Here is a 20,374-nt window from a genome sequence, read left to right as displayed (position 1 = left end):
CCGTCATGTTCTGCCATTCACTAAAGCAAAACATGTGCCGTGATGTAAGTCCTTGTTTTCTATCGGGCGTGACGGCCGGTTGTAAGCTTCCTCGACAGATGCTCGAAAACCTGGGGCAGCGGCATCCAGGTGCGAACGCCAGTGGCGACCCTATTGCCCACGCACGGCGGGCTTGACCTTGCCGCAGTTCGCACCCAGCCATCTGCCTGAGGCGCCGATCTTGCTGCTGTGGCTGCCGCCGCTGGACTTGGCGGTCATTGTCATTTCCATGGTGTACCCGGTGTCGCCCTGGAATCGGATGCTGCCGGTGCCCGCGGCCGGGGGTGTGGTGCAGCTGACCTCCAGCTTGACGACTCCCCCAACCATCGGCGAACGCTGCGATGTACAGTTGCCGTCCCTGGTGACGAGTTGATGAAACTCCGCTGCGTCGTCCTTGCCGATGCAGTGTTTCATGGTCATGCCTTCGTCAGTGAACTGGACATCGTTTGCTTCGGCGGCCTGGATCGCCGCTTCGAATTGCTTGCGCTGCTCGGCTGGCATGGCTGCGATCTGGCTTTTCATGCGTGCCATCTGTTCGGACATCGCCTTGCCACTGCCGGCACCGCCTTGACCCGCAGTCTTTATTTCCCACAGGCCCGGCTTCAGCGTCTGCGCCGATGAGGGCGTGACAGCGAATGCAGCCAAGGCCAGCATTGTTGCAGCAACTAGTTTAGCGTTCATAATGGTCCCCAACAGTGAAAATGCAGCTTGATGAACAACGCGTCTGACTACGCCAAGGATAACAGCTAGTCAAGCCTGAAATATCGCAGATCGTCGCGATGAACGCGATCCGACACGCTAGAATGAAGCCCGTACCACCTTAACGATCTCAAGCAATCCAATGAAGCGTCATCCAGAGGGCGGCCTCGTCTATTCCACCGAAAGCGGCAGGATGTGTCCCGCATGCCGCCAGCCGCTCGCGAACTGTGCCTGCAAGGCGAAGGCGGCGCCCGTCGGCAGCGGCGTGTTGCGCGTGTCCCTGCAGACCAAGGGCCGCGGCGGCAAGAGCGTCACCCTCGTCAAGGGCCTTGCCCTCGACCCGATCGCGCTGGCCGCGCTGGGTAAAGGCCTGCGCACGGCTTGCGGCGCCGGCGGCACGGTCAAGGACGGCGTGATCGAACTGCAGGGCGATCACTGCGAGCAGGCGATGCGGGAGCTCGCAAGGCATGGGCACGATGCGAAGCGTGCCGGCGGCTGAGTCGTAACCGCGCCATCGTGTCGTCAGCCGGCGGCGCGCGCCGTGCCCGCTTCTTCCTGCGCCATCGCCTCCATCCGCCGCAGCACTTCGGTAAACGGCATCGGCCTGCCGAACAGCCAGCCTTGCCCGTACTGCACGCCGTGGCGCGCCAGGAACTCGTACTGCGCCTGGCTTTCCACCCCTTCCGCGATCATCCGCAGGCCGAGGTCCCTGGCCATCCGGATGATGTGCCCCACCACCTGGCTGGTCGGCGCGCCGGCGCCGATCGCCTCGATGAAGCTGCGGAAGATCTTCAGGTAATCGAGTTCCAGCGACTCCAGGCAGGACAGGCTCGAATAGCCGGCGCCGAAGTCGTCGATCGCCAGCGCGAAGCCATGCCTGCGCAGCAGCCCCGAGACCTCGCGCGCCACCACCGGGTCGAGCAGCCCGCGCTCGGTCACTTCGAGGATCAGGCTGGACGGATGCGCACCCATCCGGTGGAGGAAGCCCTGCAGGTCGTCGATGAAGCCCGGCGAATGGAAATCGGCCCGCACACGTTGATGCCGACATGGAAGTCGGATGCATTTCCAGAGAGGACGACGGCAGTTTTTTTCATGTTTGCCTGCGAACGGGCATGCACGCATCCTGCGCCCGATCCATACTACAGACGCCGCAGGCGGCGCGCAATCCGCAACGCCTGCCCGTCACGGGCCTGTACCGCCATCGCGACGGTTCAGGCTTCGCATGGTCCGTATGCCTGCACGACCCATTTATGCTGCATAGCAATATGAAAATAGTTGGCCGGGGGTCTTCGTGTGCAGGCCCGTAAGCCTTATCATGCTTGCCGCAAGTCACCTTACAAAGGGGAAGCGTTTATGAGTCAGAGTAAGCCTCTGTCGCTGCATGTACCGGAGCCTACCGGCCGCCCGGGCTGCAAGACCGATTTTTCGTATCTGCAATTGAGTCCCGCCGGCTCCGTCCGGCGTCCGCCCATCGACGTGGCGCCGCTCGACACGAGCGACATCGCGACCGGGCTGATCCGCGTCCTGGACGAGAACGGCGACGCCGTCGGTCCCTGGGTCCCGGAAGCCGAGCCCGAGCTGTTGCGCTTCGGGCTGCGCACCATGATGAAGACCCGCATCTTCGATGCGCGCATGGTCATCGCCCAGCGCCAGAAGAAAATGTCCTTCTATATGCTCTCGCTCGGCGAGGAAGCCATCGGCACGGCGCAGGCCCTGGCCCTGGAAGACGGCGACATGCATTTCCCGACCTACCGCCAGCAAAGCCTGCTGTTCGCCAAGCAGGTGCCGATGGTCGAGATGATCTGCCAGCTGCTGTCGAACGAGCGCGACCCGCTCAAGGGCCGCCAGCTGCCGGTGATGTACTCGGTGCGCCGCGCCGGCTTCTTCACCATTTCCGGCAACCTGGCCACCCAGTACCCGCAAGCGGTCGGCTGGGCCATGGCGTCCGCCATCAAGGGCGACACGAAAATCGCGTCGGCCTGGATCGGCGACGGCGCCACCGCAGAATCCGACTTCTCCACCGCCCTCACCTTCGCCCACGTGTACCGCGCGCCGGTGATCCTGAACGTGGTGAACAACCAGTGGGCGATCTCGAGCTTCCAGGCCATCGCCGGGGGGGAGAGCGTTACCTTCGCCACCCGCGGCATCGGCAGCGGCATTGCCTCGCTGCGCGTGGACGGCAACGACTTCCTGGCGGTGCTGTCCGCCTCGCGCTGGGCCGCCGAACGCGCCCGCAGCAACCTGGGCCCGACCTTGATCGAATGGGTCACCTACCGCGCCGGCCCGCACTCGACCTCGGACGATCCGTCGCGCTACCGCCCGGCAGACGATGCCCAGCACTTCCCGCTGGGTGACCCGATCGCGCGCCTGCGCCGCTACCTCACCAAGCAGGGCTGGTGGTCGGACGCAGAGCACGACAAGGTACAGGCCGAGCTGGAAGCAGAAGTCCTCGCCGCCCAGAAAGAGGCGGAATCGTACGGCATCCTGGGCGACGAGCGCGCCCCGAGCGCCGCGACGATGTTCGAGGACGTATACAAGGAAATGCCGGAGCACCTGCGCCGGCAGCGCCAGGAGCTGGGAGTCTGATGATGGCACGTGACGATCAAACGAAAGACAGTGGCGACGAGAAGGACAAGGACGTCGCCAGCATGCCCATGACCATGATCCAGGCCTTGCGCTCGGCAATGGACGTGATGATGGAGCGCGACCCCAACGTGGTGGTGTTCGGGCAGGACGTGGGCTATTTCGGCGGCGTGTTCCGCGTGACCGACGGCCTGCAGGTGAAGTACGGCAAGTCGCGCGTGTTCGACGCGCCGATCTCGGAAGGCGGCATCGTCGGCACCGCGGTGGGCATGGCCGCCTATGGCCTGCGCCCCGTGGTCGAGATCCAGTTCGCCGACTATTTCTATCCGGCGACCGACCAGATCGTGTCGGAGGCGGCGCGCCTGCGCTACCGCTCGGCCGGTGAATTCACGTCGTCGATGGTGATCCGCATGCCCTGCGGCGGCGGCATCTACGGCGGCCAGACCCACAGCCAGAGCCCGGAAGCCTTCTTCACCCACGTGTGCGGCCTGCGCACCGTGATGCCGTCCAATCCCTACGACGCGAAAGGCCTGCTGATCGCATCGATCGAGAACGACGACCCGGTGATCTTCCTGGAACCGAAGCGCCTGTACAACGGCCCCTTCGATGGCCACCACGACCGTCCGGTGGTCCCGTGGACGGGCCACCCGATGGGCAGCGTGCCGACCGGCTACTACAAGGTCGACCTCGACAAGGCGGCCGTGGTCCGTCCGGGCAACGACGTGACCGTGCTGGCCTACGGCACCATGGTCTGGGTGTCGGAAGCGGCGGCACGCGAGAGCGGCGTCGACGCCGAAGTGATCGACCTGCGCAGCATCTGGCCGCTCGACCTCGACACCATCGTCAACTCGGTGAAAAAGACCGGCCGCTGCGTGATCGTCCACGAGGCGACCCGCACCAGCGGCTTCGGCGCCGAACTGGCGGCCCTGGTGCAGGAACACTGCTTCTACCAGCTGGAGGCGCCGATCGAGCGCGTCACCGGCTGGGACACCCCGTATCCGCATGCGCAGGAATGGGCTTACTTCCCGGGGCCGGACCGCGTCGCGGCCGCCTTGAAACGTGCGATGGAGGGACGTTAAAACATGGGCATTCACGTCATTAAAATGCCGGACCTCGGCGAAGGCATTGCCGAAGTCGAAGTGGTCGCGTGGCACGTGCAGCCGGGCGACACGGTCAAGGAAGACCAGGTGCTGGCCGACGTCATGACCGACAAGGCCACCGTCGAGATTCCATCCCCGGTCGCCGGCACGATTACGAGCCTGGGCGGCGCGGTCGGCCAGTCGCTGGCCGTGGGCGCGGAACTGATCCGCCTGGAAGTCGAAGGCGCAGGCAACTATTCCGGCGACAAGGCGAAACAGGAGCCGGTGAAATCGGCGGCCGCCACGGCCCCGGCCGAGGAAGTGGGCGAGCCGCAGCTGGCAGCGGTGGCGCAGGCGGAAGCGCAGGCAGGATCGACTGCGGGCGCAGGCGCCAAGGCGCCGGCGCCCTCGGCGCCTCCCCCGCCGAAGGCGCCCGCACCGCAGTCGCGCAGCTACCAGAACGGCCCGGCGCCGATGCGCGCCGAAGGCGACAAGCCGCTGGCCGCGCCCGCCGTGCGCCAGCGCGCCTGGGACCTCGGCATCGAGCTGCAGTTCGTGCACGGCAGCGGTCCGGCCGGACGCATCACGCATGCCGACCTCGACGCCCACGTGTCGGGTCGGCGCGGCGCCGCAGCCGGTGCGGGCAGCGACAACCGCTACGCCAAGCGCGAGGGCGAGCACGCCGCACCGGTGATCGGCCTGCGCCGCAAGATCGCCGAGAAGATGCAGGAAGCCAAGCGGCAAATCCCGCACTTCACCTATGTCGAAGAGATCGACGTCACCGAACTGGAACTGCTGCGCGCCCAGCTCAACGCACGCTACGGCGCCGAGCGCGGCAAGCTGACCCTGCTGCCGCTCCTGATGCGCGCCGTGGTGCTGGCGCTGCGCCAGTATCCGATGATGAATGCGCGCTACGACGATGCCAACAACCTGCTCACCCAGTACGAGCCGGTTCACCTGGGCATCGCGGCCCAGACCGACGCCGGCCTGATGGTGCCGGTGGTCCGTCACGCGGAAGCGCGCGATCCGTGGGACAGCGCGCGCGAAGTGGCGCGCCTGGCCGATGCCGCGCGCCTGGGCAAGGCGACGCGCGACGAGCTGACCGGTTCGACCATCACCATCACCAGCCTCGGTCCGCTGGGCGGCATCGTCACCACCCCGGTCATCAACCGTCCGGAAGTGGCGATCATCGGCACCAACCGCATCGTCGACCGTCCGGTGATCAGGGACGGCGCCATGGTGGCGCGCAAGATGATGAACCTGTCGTCCTCGTTCGACCATCGCGTGATCGACGGCCAGGTGGCGGCGAAGTTCATCCAGGCCATCCGCGGCTACCTGGAAACCCCGGCCACCATCTTCGTGGAGTAAAAGGCACATGGAGACTATCAATACAACCCTGCTGATCATCGGCGGCGGCCCCGGCGGCTACGTGGCCGGCATCCGCGCCGGCCAGTTGAACGTGCCGACCGTGCTGGTCGAAGGCGCGTCCCCGGGCGGCACCTGCCTGAACGTCGGCTGCATCCCCTCGAAGGCCTTGATCCACGCGGCGGACGAGTACTGCAAGGCGCGCAGCTACGCCGCCGAGACCTCACCGCTGGGCATCACCGCCAGCGAGCCGCGCATCGACCTCGCCACCACGGTGGCCTGGAAGGACGGCATCGTCAAGAAGCTCACCGGCGGCGTCGGCGCCCTGCTCAAGAAGAACGGGGTCAGGCTGGTGAACGGCTGGGCCACCATCCTGGACGGCAAGACGGTCGAGGTGAAGCCGGACGGCAGCAGCGAAGCCACGGTGCGCATCCGCTGCGAGCACATGGTGCTGGCCAGCGGATCCACCGCGGTGGAACTGCCCTTCATGCCCTTCGGAGGCCGCGTGATCTCGTCGACCGAGGCGCTGTCCCCGGGCGAGATCCCGCAGCGCATGGTGGTCGTTGGCGCTGGCTACATCGGTCTCGAACTGGGCACGGCTTACCGCAAGCTGGGCAGCCAGGTGACAGTGGTGGAAGCCGCCGACCGTATCCTGCCCGCCTACGACGCCGACCTGGTCAAGCCCGTGGCCGCGTCCCTTGCGCGCCTGGGCGTCGAGCTGCGCCTGGGCACCTCGGTGCTCGGCATGGACGAGGAAGGCCAGCGCGTGCGCGTACGCGATGCCTCCGGCGTGGAGTCCTTGCTGGAAGCGGACCGCGTGCTGGTGGCGGTCGGCCGCAAGCCGCACACGACGGGCTGGGGCCTGGAAAACCTGATGCTCGACATGATTGGTCGCGCGGTGAAGGTCGACGACCAGTGCCGCACCTCGATGCGAAATGTCTGGGCCATCGGCGACCTGACCGGCGAGCCGATGCTGGCCCACCGCGCCATGGCGCAGGGCGAGATGGTCGCCGAAATCATCTCCGGCAAGCGCCGCCATTTCGCTCCGGCGGCGATCCCGGCCGTGTGCTACACCGACCCGGAGATCGTGGTGGCGGGCATGTCGCCGCTCGAGGCCGACAAGGCAGGCATCGAGATCGTCACGGCGAACTTCCCGTTCAGCGCCAACGGCCGCGCCATGACCATCGAGAGCACCGATGGCTTCGTGCGCGTAGTGGCGCGCAAGAGCGACCACCGCATCATCGGCTGGCAGGCCGTGGGCGGGGCCGTGGGCGAGCTGGCTGCAGGCTTCACCCAGTCGATCGAGCTGGGCGCCCAGCTGGAAGACATTGCGGGCACCATCCACGCTCACCCGACCCTGGGCGAGGCGGTGCAGGAAGCCGCCCTGCGCGCACTCGGACACGCGCTGCACATCTGACGCAGTCCTGCTTCACCGGGCCGCCCTTTGGGGCGGCTTTTTTTTCGCGTGCCGGTGTGCGGCTGGACCGTGACTTCTTTGCCGATTGCTGTCTGAAGGCAAAGCTCGTATGCATACATTGTTACAACTGCAAACAATATTTGCAACTTTATGCCTATTTCAAAAGTATCTCGAGTGCAATAATCGCACCGCGCTCGGGAATGAACCCCAGCGCCTTACTAACAAGAAAAGGCATCAACATGTTCAAGAAAATCGCAGCCGCTACCGCCCTGATGATCGCTTCGTCGGCAAGCTTCGCAGCGCAACCGGGCACCATTTACGCGGGCGCCGACGTCGGCCGCACCAAGATCGACGATATCCGCGACCGGGATACCAGCGTCGGCGCTTTCGTCGGCTATAACTTCCACCAGAACTTCGCCGTCGAAGGCGGCTACCGTCGTCTGGCCGACGACGAATGGAGCGGTGGCAGCATCCGCGCCAGCGCCAAGGTCGACCAATTGTCTCTGTCGGTGCTCGGCAGCCTGCCTGTAAGCGAGCGCGTCAGCATGTACGGCCGCCTGGGCCTGAACCGCCTGGAAGCCAAGGCAAGCTTGAACGGCTTCAGCGGCAAGGAATCGGAAACGAAGGCCCTGTACGGCGTGGGCCTGAACTACGCCATCACCCCGGCCGTGTCAGCCCGCGTCGAAGTGCAGAAGCCTGCCAGCGATGCGACCAATGTGAGCGCGGGCGTGGCATTCCAGTTCTAAGCGGCTGCTGGTTTCACGAAGCCCGGCTCAGGCCGGGCTTTTGCCGTTTTGGCGAGGCGGCGTGGCCTTTCCTGCGGCGTCGTCAACACGGTCCCAAGGCGCAGCGCCGAATCGACCACCTTCCCGATGTCCGGCGCGTAGCCGTTGTCGATCCAGCGCAGCGCGATATGGATCACGCCGCCCACCACGCCGGCCTGCAGCAGTTCGTCTTCCGGTGCGTCCGGCGGGGCGACGATGCGCGCCACCTCGCGTCCGATCGCGCGCAGCGCGGCATCGAAAGCCTGGTCGACCGCCCGGCTGACGCCGCGGATCTCGACCAGGAACACGCGCGCCGACTGCGGCTCGCGCTGCAGCGCCGCGAAATAGGCGTGCAGCATGGCGCGCGAACGCGCAATTCGTCCCCGTCCCGCCTCGCGCGCGGCATGGGTGACCGTCGCCAGCACCGAATAGGTCACGGTATTGAAGCAGTCGATCAGCAGCGCCTCGCTGTTGAGGAAAGACTCGTAGAAGTATCGCTCGGTCAGGCCGGCCTCCTCGCAGACCGCCTTGACGGTGGCCTGGTGGTAGCCTCGCTCGCCGTACACGGCGATCGCCGCGGCGACCAGGCGCGCGCGCCGCTCGGCGCGCCGCTCTTCCTGCGACAGTCCGCGATAGGAACGGGTGGTGGTCAGCTCTGCTTTCATGGCTGACATTCTACACAGAAACTTGTCACGCCAATATTGACAATGTACAGTGTCAAGATAAGTTCAATAACAGGCCCGGCAACAGGAAAACGACTGCGACGAGACAGCATGCAAGCAAGCTCCGAACCCATGCCGCCCCACGCTGCCCCCCGGCCCGGCGAGGCGCCGCTGGACGTGCTGGTCGTCGGCGCCGGACTGTCCGGTATCGGCGCCGCCGCGGCCCTGCAGCAGGGCTGCCCCGGCAAGCGTTACGCGATCCTGGAAGCGCGCGCGGCCATCGGCGGTACCTGGGACCTGTTCCGCTATCCCGGAATCCGCTCCGATTCCGACATGTACACGCTCGGCTACGCCTTCCGGCCCTGGCTCGACGCCAAGGCCATCGCCGACGGCCCGGCCATCCTCGACTACGTGCGTGCCACCGCGCGCGAGCACGGCATCGAGCCGCACATCCGCTACGGCCACAAGGTGCTGCGGGCCAGCTGGTGCAGCCGCGCGGCCCTGTGGACCGTCGAGGCCCAGGCCGGCGGTGAAACACGCACGCTGCAGGCGCGCTTCCTCTACCTGTGCAGCGGCTACTACAGCTACGACGAAGCCTACCGCCCGCGCTTCGCGGGCGAGGACGGCTTCGCCGGCCGGATCGTGCAGCCGCAGTTCTGGCCGGCCGATCTCGACTACAGCGGCAAGCAGGTGGTGGTGATCGGCAGCGGCGCCACCGCCGTGACCGTGGTGCCGGCCATGAGCGACCGCGCTGCCCACGTGACCATGCTGCAGCGTTCCCCCACTTACGTGGTGGCGCGCCCCTCGCGCTACCGCTTCGCGCAGCGCATGCGCCGTTTGTTCCCGGAACGGCTGGCCTATGCGTTGACGCGCTGGCGCCTGATCGGCGAGAGCATGTTCCTGTACTGGCTGGCGCGCAGCAGGCCGGCCCTGGTCAAGCACAGGATCGTCGCGATGGCGGGCCAGCAGCTCGGCTCGCCGGACGCCGCCGCCACCCACTTCAGCCCCAGCTACAGACCCTGGGACCAGCGCGTGTGCGTGGTGCCGGACGGCGACCTGTTCACGGCGATCCGCAGCGGCAAGGCTTCGGTGGTGACCGACCATGTCGCGCGCTTCACCTCAGGCGGCATCCTGCTGCAGTCGGGCCGCGAACTGCCGGCCGACCTGGTGGTGATGGCCACTGGCCTGAGCCTCAAGCTGTTCGGCGGGGCCGTCCTGAGCGTGGACGGGCGCGAGGTCGACCCGAGCCAGGCCATGTCCTACAAGGGCATGATGCTGAGCGACGTCCCCAACTGCGCACTGGCCTTCGGCTACACCAACGCGTCCTGGACCCTGAAGGCCGACCTCACCGCCGGTTGGGTGTGCCGCCTGCTGCGCCATATGGACGCGCACGGCCAGTCGGTTGCGGTGGCCCATCGCGACCCGTCGGTACCGGAGGCGCCCTTCCTCGACTTTCATTCCGGCTACGTCGAGCGGGCGCGCCACCTGCTGCCCAAGCAGGGCGCGCGCAAGCCCTGGCAGGTCTACCAGAACTACCTGCGCGACCTGCTCACCATCCGGCTGGGCCGCGTCGACGACGGCGTGCTGCGTCTCGGCCCTAGAGGAAGCCTCCCATGAAGCTCGCCAGGCGCGTGGCCGTCGTCACCGGCGCCAGCGGCGGCATCGGGCGCGCCACCGCGCTGGCCCTGGCGCGGCACGGCTGCCACCTGGCCCTGGCCGACATCGACGCCGCGGCCGCGGGCGGCACCGCCCTGGCCGTTCGCACGCTCGGCGTGCGCGCTTCCGGCGGCGACGCCAGCTTCGTGGCCCTGCTCGAGCGCCTGAGTCCCTTCCACTACTGGAAAATACTGAAGAAAGCGACTGCCCGATGACCACCCTGCTCTCTTTCCTCGGCGGCATGGCGCTGTTGCTGGCCCTGCTGGCCCTGTTCAGCCACCGCAGCGCGCGCCGCATCGAAGCCCTGCTGCCGCCCGGCGGCAGCTTCATCGAGCTCGAAGGCGTGCGCCTGCACGTGCGCGACGAGGGGCATGGCCCGGCGCTCCTGATGATCCATGGCCTCGGCGGCCAGATGGCGCACTTCAATTATGGCGCGGTGCGCGAGCTGGCCAAGCGCTACCGCGTGGTCGCGGTCGACCGCCCCGGCTCGGGCTATTCGACGCGTCCCGACGGCATCCCGGCCGACCTGTCGACCCAGGCGCGCGCGATTGCGGCCCTGGTCGAACGCCTCGGACTGCAGCAGCCGACCGTGGTCGGCCATTCGCTGGGAGGCGCCGCCGCGCTCACGCTCGCGCTGGAGCATCCGCGGCTGGTGGGCGCGCTGGCACTGGTGGCCCCGCTCACCCACGCGCCGGACTCGGCGCCGCCGGCCTTTCGTGCGCTCACCATCGAGAGCGGCTGGCTGCGGCGGCTGTTCGCGGCGACCCTGGCCGTCCCGCTCGGCATCGCCACGGGCAAGGGTGTGCTGCGCCAGGTGTTCGGCCCCGAGACCGTGCCGGCAGACTTCGCCATCCGCGGCGGTGGCCTGCTCAGCCTGCGCCCTGCGCAATTCCTCGCCAGTTCGGCCGACCTGCAGGCCGTGGCCGGCCACATGCCTGCCCTCGCGCGCCGCTACGGCGAACTGCGCCTGCCGGTACGGGTGCTGTTCGGTCGCCAGGACGGCATCCTCGACTGGCGCGCCAACGGCCAGGCGCTGGTCGACAGGATTCCCGGCGCCTTGCTGGAACTGGTCGACGGCGGGCACATGCTGCCGATAACCCAGCCGGAGCGCACGGCGCGCTTCATCGAGGACGCGGCAGCCGGCGACGTGGCCAAGGCCGGCTGATGGGAGCCGCCATGAACTTCATCCGTACCCAGCGCCTGGTGCTGCGCACCTGGGAAGCCGCCGATGCGCAGGCCTTCTGGGCCATGAACCAGGACCCGCGCGTGATCGAATTCCTGCCCGGCCCCTTGAGCATGGCGCAAGCCGAGGCTTTCATCGCGGCCCAGCAGGAATTGTTTGCGCGCAGTGGCGCCTGTTACTTCGCCGTGAGCGTGGCGGCCACCGGCGACTTCGCCGGCTTCGTCGGCCTGAAGCGCCACCAGCCGGGTAGTGGACCGTGGAGCCTGCCCTTCGCGCCCTGCACCGACATCGGCTGGCGCCTGGCGGCATCGCATTGGGGCCTGGGCTATGCCGGCGAGGCGGCGCGCGCCTGCCTGCGCTTCGGTTTCACGGAACTGGGCCTGGATGAAATCGTTTCCTTCACCGTGCCCGCCAACCTGCGTTCGCGGGCGGTGATGGAAAAGCTGGGCATGCAGGAAGACACCGGGGGCGCCTTCGCGCACCCGGCATTGCCGCCGGACCATCCGCTGTCGCGCCACGTGCTCTACCGCCTGCGCTGCGCGGACGCGGAGTCCGGCCTCACGGCGCCAGGCGGCGCCTGAACAGCATCAGGATTCGCGCCCGGCGCTACCCTGGTCGTATTGGTCGGGATCGCCCTCGCCCGGCCCCGTCGCGCCCTGCCGGCCAGACTGCTGGTTTTGCTGGCCGGACTGCTGGTTCTGCTGGCCGGACTGCTGATTCTTCTCTTCACCGGACTGCCGGCTGCCGCTGCCCCGGCCAATGCCTTCCATCCCGGTCTGGATCTGGCCGCCCTGGCTGCCGCCGCTGAAGGCCTGGTCGGCTTCCTGGTCGGTGGTGTGCCCCGCAAGCAGGTCGTCGCTGCGGCTGGCGGATTGCTGATTGGCCCCGCTCATGCTTTCGCTGCCCATGGACCCGATGTCGCCGGTGCCGCCGGTGCCGACACTGGCGGCGCTGCCGGTGCCGTCCCGGGTGGTCTGGTGGTAGTTGCGTCCTTTGGCGTCCTTGCCTTCGCTTTGCATCGACATGATGGCCTCCCTGTTCATGGAATCATGGACCCATGATAGTCCCGCGCCGGCCGCACACAAATAGTCCCAGCCCCAAGCCTGGTGTAGGACGAGGCCGGCGGGCTCGTGTGCACAAGGCGGACGCCTGGGCCGCCGGCGTGTCGTCCGGCATGCCCCGCAACGGCATCCGGATCCTTGCCTATGGCGCGCCCGAGCGCGGCAGGTAGACCTTGATGGTGGCGCCGCTTCCCGGCTCGCCATGGATCCTTACGTGGCCGCCGGACTGCTTCACGAATCCGTACACCATCGACAGGCCCAGGCCCTTGCCCTCTTCCTTGGTCGAGTAGAAAGGCTCGAAGGCGCGGTCGACGACTTCGGGCGGCATGCCGCAGCCGGTGTCGCTCACCGCCAGCATGACGTAATCTCCGGGCGTCGCGTCGCCGTGCGTGCGGCAGTACAGCTCGTCGAGCACGGCGTTGCCCGCTTCGATCGTCATGCGCCCGCTGCCCCCCATCGCATCGCGGGCATTGGCCGCCAGGCGCAGCAGCGCGTTCTCGAGCTGGGCCTGGTCCACCGAGGTGTTCCACAGACTGCCCGGGATCACCATCGCGATCTCGATTTCCTCGCCCAGGGCGCGGCGCAGCATGTCTTCCATGCCGGAGACCAGGCGGCCGACCCGGACCAGCTCCGGCGCGAGCAGCTGGCGGCGGCCGAAGGCCAGCAGGCAGCCGGCCAGCCTGGCGCCCTCGTCCACCGCCGAACGCGCGTTCTCGATCCAGCGGCCGCAATCGGGGTGCATGGCGCCCGAATCCGGGCCCGTATCCGGGCCCGCCCCGGGCCCCGACACCTGGAACAGCCGCAGGTTTCCCGAGATGCGCTGCAGCAGCTCGTTGAATTCATGCGCCACCCCGCCGGCGAGCTTGCCGATGGTTTCCATCTTCCGCGCCTGCTGCAGGGCGAACTCGGTGCGGCGGGCCGTCTCGCGCTGCTCGCGATCGAGCGTGATGTCGCGCCCGATCGCGTGCACCTGGCCTTCGTCGGCCGCCGCGCTCCACGACAGCAGGCACCAGCTGCCGTCCCTGCGCCGGTAGCGGTTCTCGAACTTCTCGACAGGGGCGCCGCGCCCGAGCGCCGCCATCTGGGCGACCGTGGCCGAGCGGTCTTCCGGATGCACCAGCTCCAGGAAGTTCTTGCCCAGGATATCGGTCTCGGCCCAGCCGAGCAGCGCGCCGAAGGCCGGGCTCAGGGCTTCCACCCGGCCGTCGAAGGCGCATACCAGCAGGATATCCCGCGACAGCCGCCACATGCGGTCGCGTTCGGCCATGCGCAGGGCCACCTGCCCCTGCAGGTCCTGGTTCAGCGCGGCGTAGCGCTGCGCCATGTTCTTCTGCTCTTCGATGTCGGTATTGGTCCCGATCCAGCCGCTGGCCTGCCCGTCCTCCGCCCGCAGCGGGAGCGCGCGGTTCAGGTGCCAGCGGTAGCTGCCGTCGGACCGGCGCAGCCGCACCTCGGCCTCGAACGCCATGCCGGTGGCGACCGCCTCGGTCCAGCGGGTGCGGACCGCATGCAGGTCGCCCGGGTGCACCATGCGCCCCCAGCCGTCGCCCGACAGCTCGTCGTAGCCGTAGCCGCTATAGGCGTGGATGCGCTCGTTGAACCAGTCGAGCCGGCCCCTGGCGTCCGCAGCCCAGACCTGGGCCGGCATCGCCTCGGCAAGGCTGGACAGGCGCGCTTCACTCGCGCGCAGGCGCTGCTGCTGGCTGGACAGCAGGCGCCGGGCGCGCACCTTCCCGCTGGTTTCCACCACCACGCCCAGCACGCCGGCGATGGCGCCGTCGTCGCCGGCGATGGGCGAATAGTCGAGGTCCAGCCAGACCCGCCCGGGTGCGCCCTGGCCGCCGAGCATCAACTCGGCATCGCGGCAGGACAGCGTACCGCCGGCCATGCAGACCCGCATCACGTAATCGTTGAAGGCCGCCTCGTCGGGCCAGCTGCTGCGTACCGGCGCGCCCAGCTGCCGCGGGTGGCGCCCGGCGGCGATGCGGGCGTAGCCCGCGTTGTAGATCATGATGCCGTCCGCGCCCCACATGGTCACCATGGGCACCGGCGAGCGCAGTATCAGCTCGACCGTATTACGGACCACCGGCGGCCATCCGGCGATCGGGCCGAGCGCCGTTGCGCTCCAGTCGAGTTCATCGATAATCTTGCCGATCCGGCCGCCGCCATGGGCGAAACGCCGGGGACCTGATGCTGCCGCTTGCGCCATGCTGGTGCTATCCGTTTTTGTCGAATCGCAATTGTAATATCGATACGCTAAGCATGAAACAATCTGGCGCACTGTCATTACGCAGCAAAGACACAACATTTTCTTCCTTGCAAGTACAATCCTGCCATTGCCCGCACGCTATTCCAGGAGATTCCATGCCAGCTGACCTACCCGACCCGGAGGACCTGCGCGCCCTGGTCGTCTTCGCCGATTCCTCGCTGCAGCGTTCGCGCATCAGCCGCCGCGTGGCGGAAGCGGTCGCGGGACTGCCCGGCGTGCGCGTACAGGACCTGTATGCCTTGTATCCCGATTTCTACATCGACGTGCCGCGCGAGCGCGCCCTCCTGAAGGCGGCGCCGCTGGTGGTGTTCGTGTTCCAGCTGGGCTGGTACGCCATGCCGGCCCTGCTCAAGGAATGGTTCGATACGGTGTTCAAGCCGGCCTGGGCACAGGACCGGCCGGGCCCCCTGCACGGTAAATCCGCCTGGGCCGCCGTGGCCGGCGCGGGCGCCGCATCGGATTACCGGCCGGGCGGGCGGCACGGACGTGCACTGGAGGACTTCCTCGCGCCGCTCGAGCAGACCGCCAGGGCCTGCGGCATGGACTGGCTCGCGCCGCACGTGTTCTACGGCGCCGATGCGGCCGACCTCGAAGCGGCCGGCGGCCACGCCCACGAGTTGCGCGCGCTGCTGGCACGCCATGCCGGCATCGCGCTCGCGCCAGGAGACCGGCATGGAACATGACCTGCTGCTCAACGCCCTGGTCTACCTGGCCGCCGCGGTGCTGGTGGTGCCGCTGGCACGGCGCCTCGGCCTCGGCGCGGTGCTTGGCTACCTGCTGGCGGGGATCGCGATCGGCCCCTGGGGACTGGGCCTGATCCGCGAGGTCGAGACCATCCTGCACTTTTCCGAATTCGGCGTGGTGCTGCTGCTGTTCGTGATCGGCCTCGAACTCGAGCCCACCCGCCTGTGGTCGCTGCGCCGTTCGATCTTCGGCTGGGGCGCGGTCCAGGTGCTGGGCGTGACGGCCTTGCTGCTGCTGGCCGCGATGCTGGCAGGCGCAGGCTGGAAGACCGCCCTGATCGCGGCCCTCGGGCTGTCGCTGTCGTCCACCGCGATCGCGCTCACGACCATGCAGGAGAGGAACCTGATTCCCACGCCCGCCGGGCAGGCCGGGTTCTCGATCCTGCTGTTCCAGGACATCGCCGCGATCCCGATGATCGCGCTGGTGCCGCTGCTGGGCGTGGCCGCCACGGATGCGGGCGGCGGCTGGACAGGCGTGCTCAAGGCGCTGGCCGTGATCGGCGCGCTGGTGCTGGCCGGGCGCTTCCTGATCCGCCCGGTGCTGCGTTTCATCGCGGGCACCGGCATGCGCGAGATCTTCACCGCCTTCGCCCTGCTGCTGGTGATCTCGATTTCCCTGCTGATGCAGTCGGTCGGCATGTCGATGGCACTGGGGGCCTTCATCGCGGGCGTACTGCTGGCCGACTCGGAATACCGCCATGCACTGGAGACCGACCTGGAACCCTTCAAGGGCCTGCTGCTCGGCCTGTTCTTCATCGCGGTCGGCATGTCGGTCGACTTCGGGGTGTTCCTGGCCCAGCCCTGGCGCATCGTCGCCATGGCCGCGGGCTTCCTGGCCATCAAGCTGGGCGTCCTATGGCTGCTCGCGCGGCAGGTCGGCATTCCGGGCCGCCAGCGCGTGCTGTTCGCCTTCCTGTTGTCCCAGGGCGGCGAGTTCGCCTTCGTGGTGTTCGGCGCGGCCACGGCGGCGCGCGTGTTCGACGCCGAAACCGCCTCGATCCTGGTGGTCGTGGTGGCCCTGTCGATGCTGGCGACGCCGCTCCTGCTGATCCTGTACGACCGGGTGCTGGAACCCTGGTGGCAGGGCCGCCGCCAGCGTCCGGCCGACGCCATCGACGACAACCGCGACCACGTGATCATCGCCGGCTTCGGCCGCTTCGGCCAGATCGTCGGACGCCTGCTGCACGCCAACCAGGTGCCGCTGACCATGCTCGACCACGACCCGGACCAGATCGACACGCTGCGCGAGTTCGGCTTCAAGGTGTTCTATGGCGACGCCACCCGCACCGACCTGCTGCACGCAGCCGGCGCGGCGCACGCGCGGGCGCTGGTGCTGTCGGTCGACGGCGTCGAGGACAGCCTGAAGCTGGCGGCCGCAGTGCGCGCCGAATTCCCGCAGTTGCCGATCCTGGCCCGCGCCCGCAACGTCACCCACTGCTACCAGTTGATGGACCTGGGCGTGACCGTGATCGAGCGAGAAACGTTTGAATCCGCGCTGATGCTGGGCCGGCGGACGATGGAGGAACTCGGATTCGGCGCCTATTTCGCGCGCCAGGCGGCGATGCGCTTTCGCGAGCACAACCTGCGCAGCGTGCTCGACGTCTATCCCTACTACAAGGATCGCGCCCAGTACGTGTCGATGGCGCGCCGCGCGCGCGAGGAGCTGCACGCGATGTTCGAGCGCGACTTCGTTGCCCTCAAGCGCGAGCGCGAACACGAGGACGCCGACGAGTAGGGGCCGGGGTTTTCAGGTGCAGGGTAAGCCGGGACCCGGCAGGCCGGTCCCGGGCGCGTGGCTAGTGTAACAATTGTTGCCCCGCATGGTCGCCGGATGTGCCGCATACCGAGGCCCGACACAGCCTGGAGCGAATGCGTAAAGTTGTCTATACGAGTGTCGTAATTTCGTCGCCATGCATACGGTTTCCACACCGAAATGGCTATACTGGCCCGCAGATCGTCCTCCCCCCCGACGGTCGCACTTCCACCAGCAGCGGCGCCTGGCCGCGACACCAGTGACTACCTTGGAAATCTCCCTTGCCTCGCCGGACGGGCTTGCGTTGCTCGCCGAAGAAAACTCGGCCCTGATCGACAACGCGCTCGACCTCCTGGTCGTGCTCGACGGCCGCGGCCATATCCTGCGCCTGAACGCGGCGGCGCGCTCGCTGCTCGGCTACGAGCCGGCCGAACTGGTCGGCCGGCACTACAACGACATCGTCCACCCCGAACAGCACGAGGAAGCCATCGGCATCCAGGGGAGCCTGCAGACCGAACATCCTGAACGCCCCGACGTTCCCATGCGCGTGCGCCACAAGGACGGGCGCGAGGTCCTGATGTCGGTGTCGGCCCGCTGGTCCCACGCGCACCAGCGCATGTTCCTCACCGGGCGCGACGTCACCGAACAGCACCACGCACGCGAGGCGCTGCTGAAGTCCGAAGCGACGCTGAACAGCATGCTCGAGAGTATCGGCGACGCCTTCTTCGCCATCGACGGCGCCTGGCGCCTCACCTATGCCAACCAGAAGGCCGGCGACTTCGTCGGCGTGAACGCGGCCGCCGCCATCGGCCACCCCTTGCTGGAGATCGCGCCGGACCTGCTGCATTCGCCCTCGCTGCTGCGCTACCAGCGCGCGATGGAGACGCGCCAGCCGGACAGCTTCGAGGAATTCTGGGAGCCGCGTCAGGTGTGGCTGGAGGTGCACGTCTACCCGCATGCGGACGGCATCTCGGTGTACTTCCACGAGATCACCGCCAGGCGCGACGCCGAGCAGGCGCTGAAGAAGAGCGAGCAGCGCTTTCGCAAGCTGTACAACCAGGCCGGCGACAGCATCATGATCATCGATGGCGCGCTGCGGGTCGTGTCCGTCAACGACATGGCCTGCGCCCGCTTCGGCTACAGTCGCGAAGAGTTCCAGGGCATGGTCACGGACGACGTGAATTTCGGCGTCCCCGAAGCACAGGCCCTGCTGTCCGGCCTGCGCGCCGGCCAGGCGCAACTGCTGCGGCTCGACAAGCGCTGCAAGGATGGCAGCACCTTCCCTGCGGAAGTCCAGGTATCCCGTTTCGACGACGAGGGCGAAGAGTTCTTCCTGGCCGTGATCCGCGACCTGAGCGACCGCGCCGAGGCCGAGCGCCAACTGCGCGAGAGCGAACAGCGCTTCCGCGAGGTCATCGAGATGACCCCGGCGGGCTACCTGCTGGCCCACCGCGACGGCGCCCTGCTCGACGTCAACCCCGCGCTATGCGCGCTGTCGGGCTATCCGCGCGAGATGCTGCTGGCCCTGCGCCTGGACGACCTGTTCGTCTCCTTCCCCCTGGCCTCGCTGCGCGAAGGCGACGGCCCGGCCGCCGTCCAGGGCGTGGAAGCGGTGCTGCGCCACCGCCAGGGCTCGCACATCCATGTGCTGTTCAACGGCAGCATCAAGCGCGACGCCGCCGGCCATGCCGTCTCGCTTACCGGCCTGATGACCGACATCACGGGCCGCAAGGCAGCGGAGAGCCGGCTGCAGCAGCTGGCCACCCACGACACCCTCACCGGCCTGCCGAACCGCGCCCTGCTGGGCGAGCGCGTGCAGCAGATGCTCGACGCCTGCCCCTACGGCAGCTCGGTGGCCGTGATGTTCCTCGACCTCGACCGCTTCAAGGAAGTCAACGATTCCTTCGGCCACGAGATGGGCGACGTGCTGCTGTGCGAGGTCGCCGCGCGCCTGCGTCGGGTGATCCGACCGACCGACATCATCGCCCGCCTCGGCGGCGACGAATTCGTGGTGGCCGCCCACTGCGCCAGCGGCCAGCCGGCCGCGGCCCGCATCGCCGACAAGCTGCTCGAGGTCCTGACGGCGCCGGTGACGGTGGGCGGCATCGACGTGATCGTCGGCGCGTCGATCGGGATCAGCATGTACCCGCAGGACGCCCAGACCCGCGAACTGCTGTTCCAGACCGCCGACACGGCCATGTACCGCGCCAAGAACGCGGGCCGCAACCGCCACCGCTTCTTCGAGCCCGAGATGACGGTGGCCACCCGGGAGCGCATGGCGTTCGAGGTATCGCTGCGCCCGGCGCTGGCGCGCGGCGAATTCGAGCTGCACTACCAGCCGCGCTACCGCCTCGCCGGCAGCGGCGCGGAGGGCATGACACTGTACGGCATGGAGGCCCTGATCCGCTGGAACCATCCGGAGCGCGGACAAGTGTCACCCCAGCAGTTCATCGGCATCGCCGAAGAGACCGGCTTGATCAATGCAATCGGCCGCTGGGTGCTGGAAGAAGCCTGCACGCGCACCCGCCGGCTGATGCGGGAGCACGGCGGCAAGATGGTGGTCTCGGTAAACGTGTCGGCGCGCCAGCTGGCCCAGGCCGGCTTCGCCGCCGACGTCTGCGCGATCCTGGCCGCCACCGGCCTGCCGCCCGACTGCCTGGAACTGGAGCTGACCGAGAGCGCGCTGATCGAGGACATCGAGCACACCGCGTCGATGCTGCGCGAGCTCAAGCGCCTCGGCATCCAGATCGCGGTGGACGACTTCGGCACCGGCTACTCGGGCCTGGCCTACCTGCGGCGCTTCCCCATCGACGTACTCAAGCTCGACCGTTCCTTCGTCATGCAGCAGGACGGGAACGTGACCACCGTCGATTTCGTCAAGGCCTTTGTCGACATGGCGCACGCGCTGGGCATGGCGGTGGTGGCCGAAGGCATCGAGACGGGCGAGGTGCTGGCCTTCCTGCGCGCGGCCCGCTGCGACCAGGCGCAAGGCTATTACCTGGCCCGGCCGATGCCCTTCGACGCGCTGCGCGCGCTGCTGGCCGCGCCAGCGTCCTTCACGCCTGCCGGCGGAACGGCCTGAACGATGCGGTGTCAGTCAA

At 68.0% G+C, this 20,374-nt stretch carries 18 protein-coding genes; 13 read left to right on the top strand and 5 right to left on the bottom strand.

The window, feature by feature from the left end; genetic code table 11:
* Window positions 1–150: 150 nt before the first annotated feature.
* A complete protein-coding gene (locus AC56KL_RS09375) occupies window positions 151–693 on the bottom strand; it encodes a DUF3617 domain-containing protein (protein ID WP_497179880.1) in 543 nt (180 codons plus the stop codon).
* A 187-nt stretch (window positions 694–880) separates the two neighbouring features.
* On the opposite strand from AC56KL_RS09375, the gene AC56KL_RS09370 reads away from it, so the two are divergent.
* A complete protein-coding gene (locus AC56KL_RS09370) occupies window positions 881–1,237 on the top strand; it encodes a translation initiation factor Sui1 (RefSeq protein WP_497179879.1) in 357 nt (118 codons plus the stop codon).
* 23 nt (window positions 1,238–1,260) lie between these two features.
* On the opposite strand, the gene AC56KL_RS09365 is transcribed toward AC56KL_RS09370, so the two are convergent.
* Window positions 1,261–1,770: an EAL domain-containing protein gene (locus tag AC56KL_RS09365; RefSeq protein WP_497179878.1), complete on the bottom strand. Its 510-nt coding sequence runs from the start codon at window positions 1,768–1,770 to the stop codon at window positions 1,261–1,263.
* 321 nt (window positions 1,771–2,091) lie between these two features.
* Here AC56KL_RS09365 and AC56KL_RS09360 point away from each other — a divergent pair, with 321 nt between their 5' ends.
* The 5 genes from AC56KL_RS09360 (at window position 2,092) to AC56KL_RS09340 (ending at window position 7,928) form a co-directional block, all read left to right on the top strand.
* A complete protein-coding gene (locus tag AC56KL_RS09360) occupies window positions 2,092–3,324 on the top strand; it encodes a 3-methyl-2-oxobutanoate dehydrogenase (2-methylpropanoyl-transferring) subunit alpha (RefSeq protein WP_497179877.1) in 1,233 nt (410 codons plus the stop codon).
* Window positions 3,325–3,386: 62 nt separating this feature from the next.
* The gene (locus AC56KL_RS09355) at window positions 3,387–4,400 is read left to right on the top strand and encodes an alpha-ketoacid dehydrogenase subunit beta (protein WP_497180142.1); all 1,014 of its coding nucleotides are present in this window, start codon (window positions 3,387–3,389) and stop codon (window positions 4,398–4,400) included.
* Window positions 4,401–4,403: 3 nt separating this feature from the next.
* A complete protein-coding gene (locus tag AC56KL_RS09350; protein WP_497179876.1) occupies window positions 4,404–5,768 on the top strand; it encodes a dihydrolipoamide acetyltransferase family protein in 1,365 nt (454 codons plus the stop codon).
* 7 nt (window positions 5,769–5,775) lie between these two features.
* Window positions 5,776–7,182: a dihydrolipoyl dehydrogenase gene (lpdA, locus tag AC56KL_RS09345; protein WP_497179875.1), complete on the top strand. Its 1,407-nt coding sequence runs from the start codon at window positions 5,776–5,778 to the stop codon at window positions 7,180–7,182.
* A gap of 239 nt (window positions 7,183–7,421) precedes the next feature.
* Window positions 7,422–7,928, top strand: coding sequence for an outer membrane beta-barrel protein (locus AC56KL_RS09340; protein ID WP_497179874.1), 507 nt, complete (start codon window positions 7,422–7,424; stop codon window positions 7,926–7,928).
* On the opposite strand, the gene AC56KL_RS09335 is transcribed toward AC56KL_RS09340, so the two are convergent.
* The gene (locus tag AC56KL_RS09335) at window positions 7,925–8,620 is read right to left on the bottom strand and encodes a TetR/AcrR family transcriptional regulator (RefSeq protein ID WP_497179873.1); all 696 of its coding nucleotides are present in this window, start codon (window positions 8,618–8,620) and stop codon (window positions 7,925–7,927) included. The genes AC56KL_RS09340 and AC56KL_RS09335 overlap by 4 nt on opposite strands.
* A gap of 120 nt (window positions 8,621–8,740) precedes the next feature.
* Between AC56KL_RS09335 and AC56KL_RS09330 the strand changes: the two genes are divergently transcribed.
* From AC56KL_RS09330 to AC56KL_RS09315, 4 genes are read left to right on the top strand one after another with little or no spacing between them, the layout of a single operon-like run.
* Window positions 8,741–10,225, top strand: a complete 1,485-nt coding sequence (locus AC56KL_RS09330) for a flavin-containing monooxygenase (protein ID WP_497179872.1) — start codon at window positions 8,741–8,743, stop codon at window positions 10,223–10,225.
* Entirely contained in the window at window positions 10,222–10,479 is a 258-nt protein-coding gene (locus AC56KL_RS09325; RefSeq protein WP_497179871.1) for an SDR family NAD(P)-dependent oxidoreductase, read from the top strand. The genes AC56KL_RS09330 and AC56KL_RS09325 overlap by 4 nt, the downstream gene beginning before the upstream one ends.
* Complete coding sequence (locus tag AC56KL_RS09320; protein WP_497179870.1) at window positions 10,476–11,429, top strand: alpha/beta fold hydrolase; 954 nt, start codon at window positions 10,476–10,478, stop codon at window positions 11,427–11,429. The genes AC56KL_RS09325 and AC56KL_RS09320 overlap by 4 nt, the downstream gene beginning before the upstream one ends.
* Before the next feature lie 11 nt (window positions 11,430–11,440).
* The gene (locus AC56KL_RS09315; protein WP_497179869.1) at window positions 11,441–12,028 is read left to right on the top strand and encodes a GNAT family N-acetyltransferase; all 588 of its coding nucleotides are present in this window, start codon (window positions 11,441–11,443) and stop codon (window positions 12,026–12,028) included.
* A 6-nt stretch (window positions 12,029–12,034) separates the two neighbouring features.
* Here AC56KL_RS09315 and AC56KL_RS09310 read toward each other — a convergent pair whose 3' ends face one another.
* Together AC56KL_RS09310 and AC56KL_RS09305 are read right to left on the bottom strand one after the other, a co-directional pair.
* Window positions 12,035–12,472 carry a hypothetical protein gene (locus tag AC56KL_RS09310; protein ID WP_497179868.1) on the bottom strand — a complete coding sequence of 146 codons (438 nt, stop codon included), beginning with the start codon at window positions 12,470–12,472 and terminating at the stop codon, window positions 12,035–12,037.
* Between the two features lie 178 nt (window positions 12,473–12,650).
* On the bottom strand, window positions 12,651–14,717 hold the full coding sequence (locus AC56KL_RS09305) for a PAS domain-containing hybrid sensor histidine kinase/response regulator family protein (protein ID WP_497179867.1): 2,067 nt from the start codon (window positions 14,715–14,717) through the stop codon (window positions 12,651–12,653).
* Window positions 14,718–14,872: 155 nt separating this feature from the next.
* On the opposite strand from AC56KL_RS09305, the gene AC56KL_RS09300 reads away from it, so the two are divergent.
* The 3 genes from AC56KL_RS09300 to AC56KL_RS09290 all read left to right on the top strand — a co-directional run bounded on the left by AC56KL_RS09300 (window position 14,873) and on the right by AC56KL_RS09290 (window position 20,355).
* A complete protein-coding gene (locus tag AC56KL_RS09300; RefSeq protein ID WP_497179866.1) occupies window positions 14,873–15,460 on the top strand; it encodes an NAD(P)H-dependent oxidoreductase in 588 nt (195 codons plus the stop codon).
* The gene (gene kefC, locus AC56KL_RS09295) at window positions 15,450–17,255 is read left to right on the top strand and encodes a glutathione-regulated potassium-efflux system protein KefC (RefSeq protein ID WP_497179865.1); all 1,806 of its coding nucleotides are present in this window, start codon (window positions 15,450–15,452) and stop codon (window positions 17,253–17,255) included. Before AC56KL_RS09300 ends, kefC begins: the two co-directional genes overlap by 11 nt.
* Before the next feature lie 286 nt (window positions 17,256–17,541).
* Complete coding sequence (locus tag AC56KL_RS09290) at window positions 17,542–20,355, top strand: bifunctional diguanylate cyclase/phosphodiesterase (protein WP_497179864.1); 2,814 nt, start codon at window positions 17,542–17,544, stop codon at window positions 20,353–20,355.
* The last annotated feature ends 19 nt before the right edge of the window (window positions 20,356–20,374 follow it).

This window comes from Telluria sp. ZB4P34 (assembly GCF_059686055.1).
This window is presented reverse-complemented; position numbering and strand designations above follow the sequence as displayed.

Coding starts and splice junctions, on each gene's coding strand:
- AC56KL_RS09355 (WP_497180142.1), top strand. CDS start 3,387: ATGCCCATGACCATGATCCAGGCCTTGCGCTCGGCAATGGACGTGATG.
- AC56KL_RS09305 (WP_497179867.1), bottom strand. CDS start 14,717: ATGGCGCAAGCGGCAGCATCAGGTCCCCGGCGTTTCGCCCATGGCGGC.
- AC56KL_RS09360 (WP_497179877.1), top strand. CDS start 2,092: ATGAGTCAGAGTAAGCCTCTGTCGCTGCATGTACCGGAGCCTACCGGC.
- AC56KL_RS09335 (WP_497179873.1), bottom strand. CDS start 8,620: ATGTCAGCCATGAAAGCAGAGCTGACCACCACCCGTTCCTATCGCGGA.
- AC56KL_RS09340 (WP_497179874.1), top strand. CDS start 7,422: ATGTTCAAGAAAATCGCAGCCGCTACCGCCCTGATGATCGCTTCGTCG.
- kefC (WP_497179865.1), top strand. CDS start 15,450: ATGGAACATGACCTGCTGCTCAACGCCCTGGTCTACCTGGCCGCCGCG.
- AC56KL_RS09320 (WP_497179870.1), top strand. CDS start 10,476: ATGACCACCCTGCTCTCTTTCCTCGGCGGCATGGCGCTGTTGCTGGCC.
- lpdA (WP_497179875.1), top strand. CDS start 5,776: ATGGAGACTATCAATACAACCCTGCTGATCATCGGCGGCGGCCCCGGC.
- AC56KL_RS09330 (WP_497179872.1), top strand. CDS start 8,741: ATGCCGCCCCACGCTGCCCCCCGGCCCGGCGAGGCGCCGCTGGACGTG.
- AC56KL_RS09315 (WP_497179869.1), top strand. CDS start 11,441: ATGAACTTCATCCGTACCCAGCGCCTGGTGCTGCGCACCTGGGAAGCC.
- AC56KL_RS09325 (WP_497179871.1), top strand. CDS start 10,222: ATGAAGCTCGCCAGGCGCGTGGCCGTCGTCACCGGCGCCAGCGGCGGC.
- AC56KL_RS09310 (WP_497179868.1), bottom strand. CDS start 12,472: ATGTCGATGCAAAGCGAAGGCAAGGACGCCAAAGGACGCAACTACCAC.
- AC56KL_RS09370 (WP_497179879.1), top strand. CDS start 881: ATGAAGCGTCATCCAGAGGGCGGCCTCGTCTATTCCACCGAAAGCGGC.
- AC56KL_RS09300 (WP_497179866.1), top strand. CDS start 14,873: ATGCCAGCTGACCTACCCGACCCGGAGGACCTGCGCGCCCTGGTCGTC.
- AC56KL_RS09375 (WP_497179880.1), bottom strand. CDS start 693: ATGCTGGCCTTGGCTGCATTCGCTGTCACGCCCTCATCGGCGCAGACG.
- AC56KL_RS09350 (WP_497179876.1), top strand. CDS start 4,404: ATGGGCATTCACGTCATTAAAATGCCGGACCTCGGCGAAGGCATTGCC.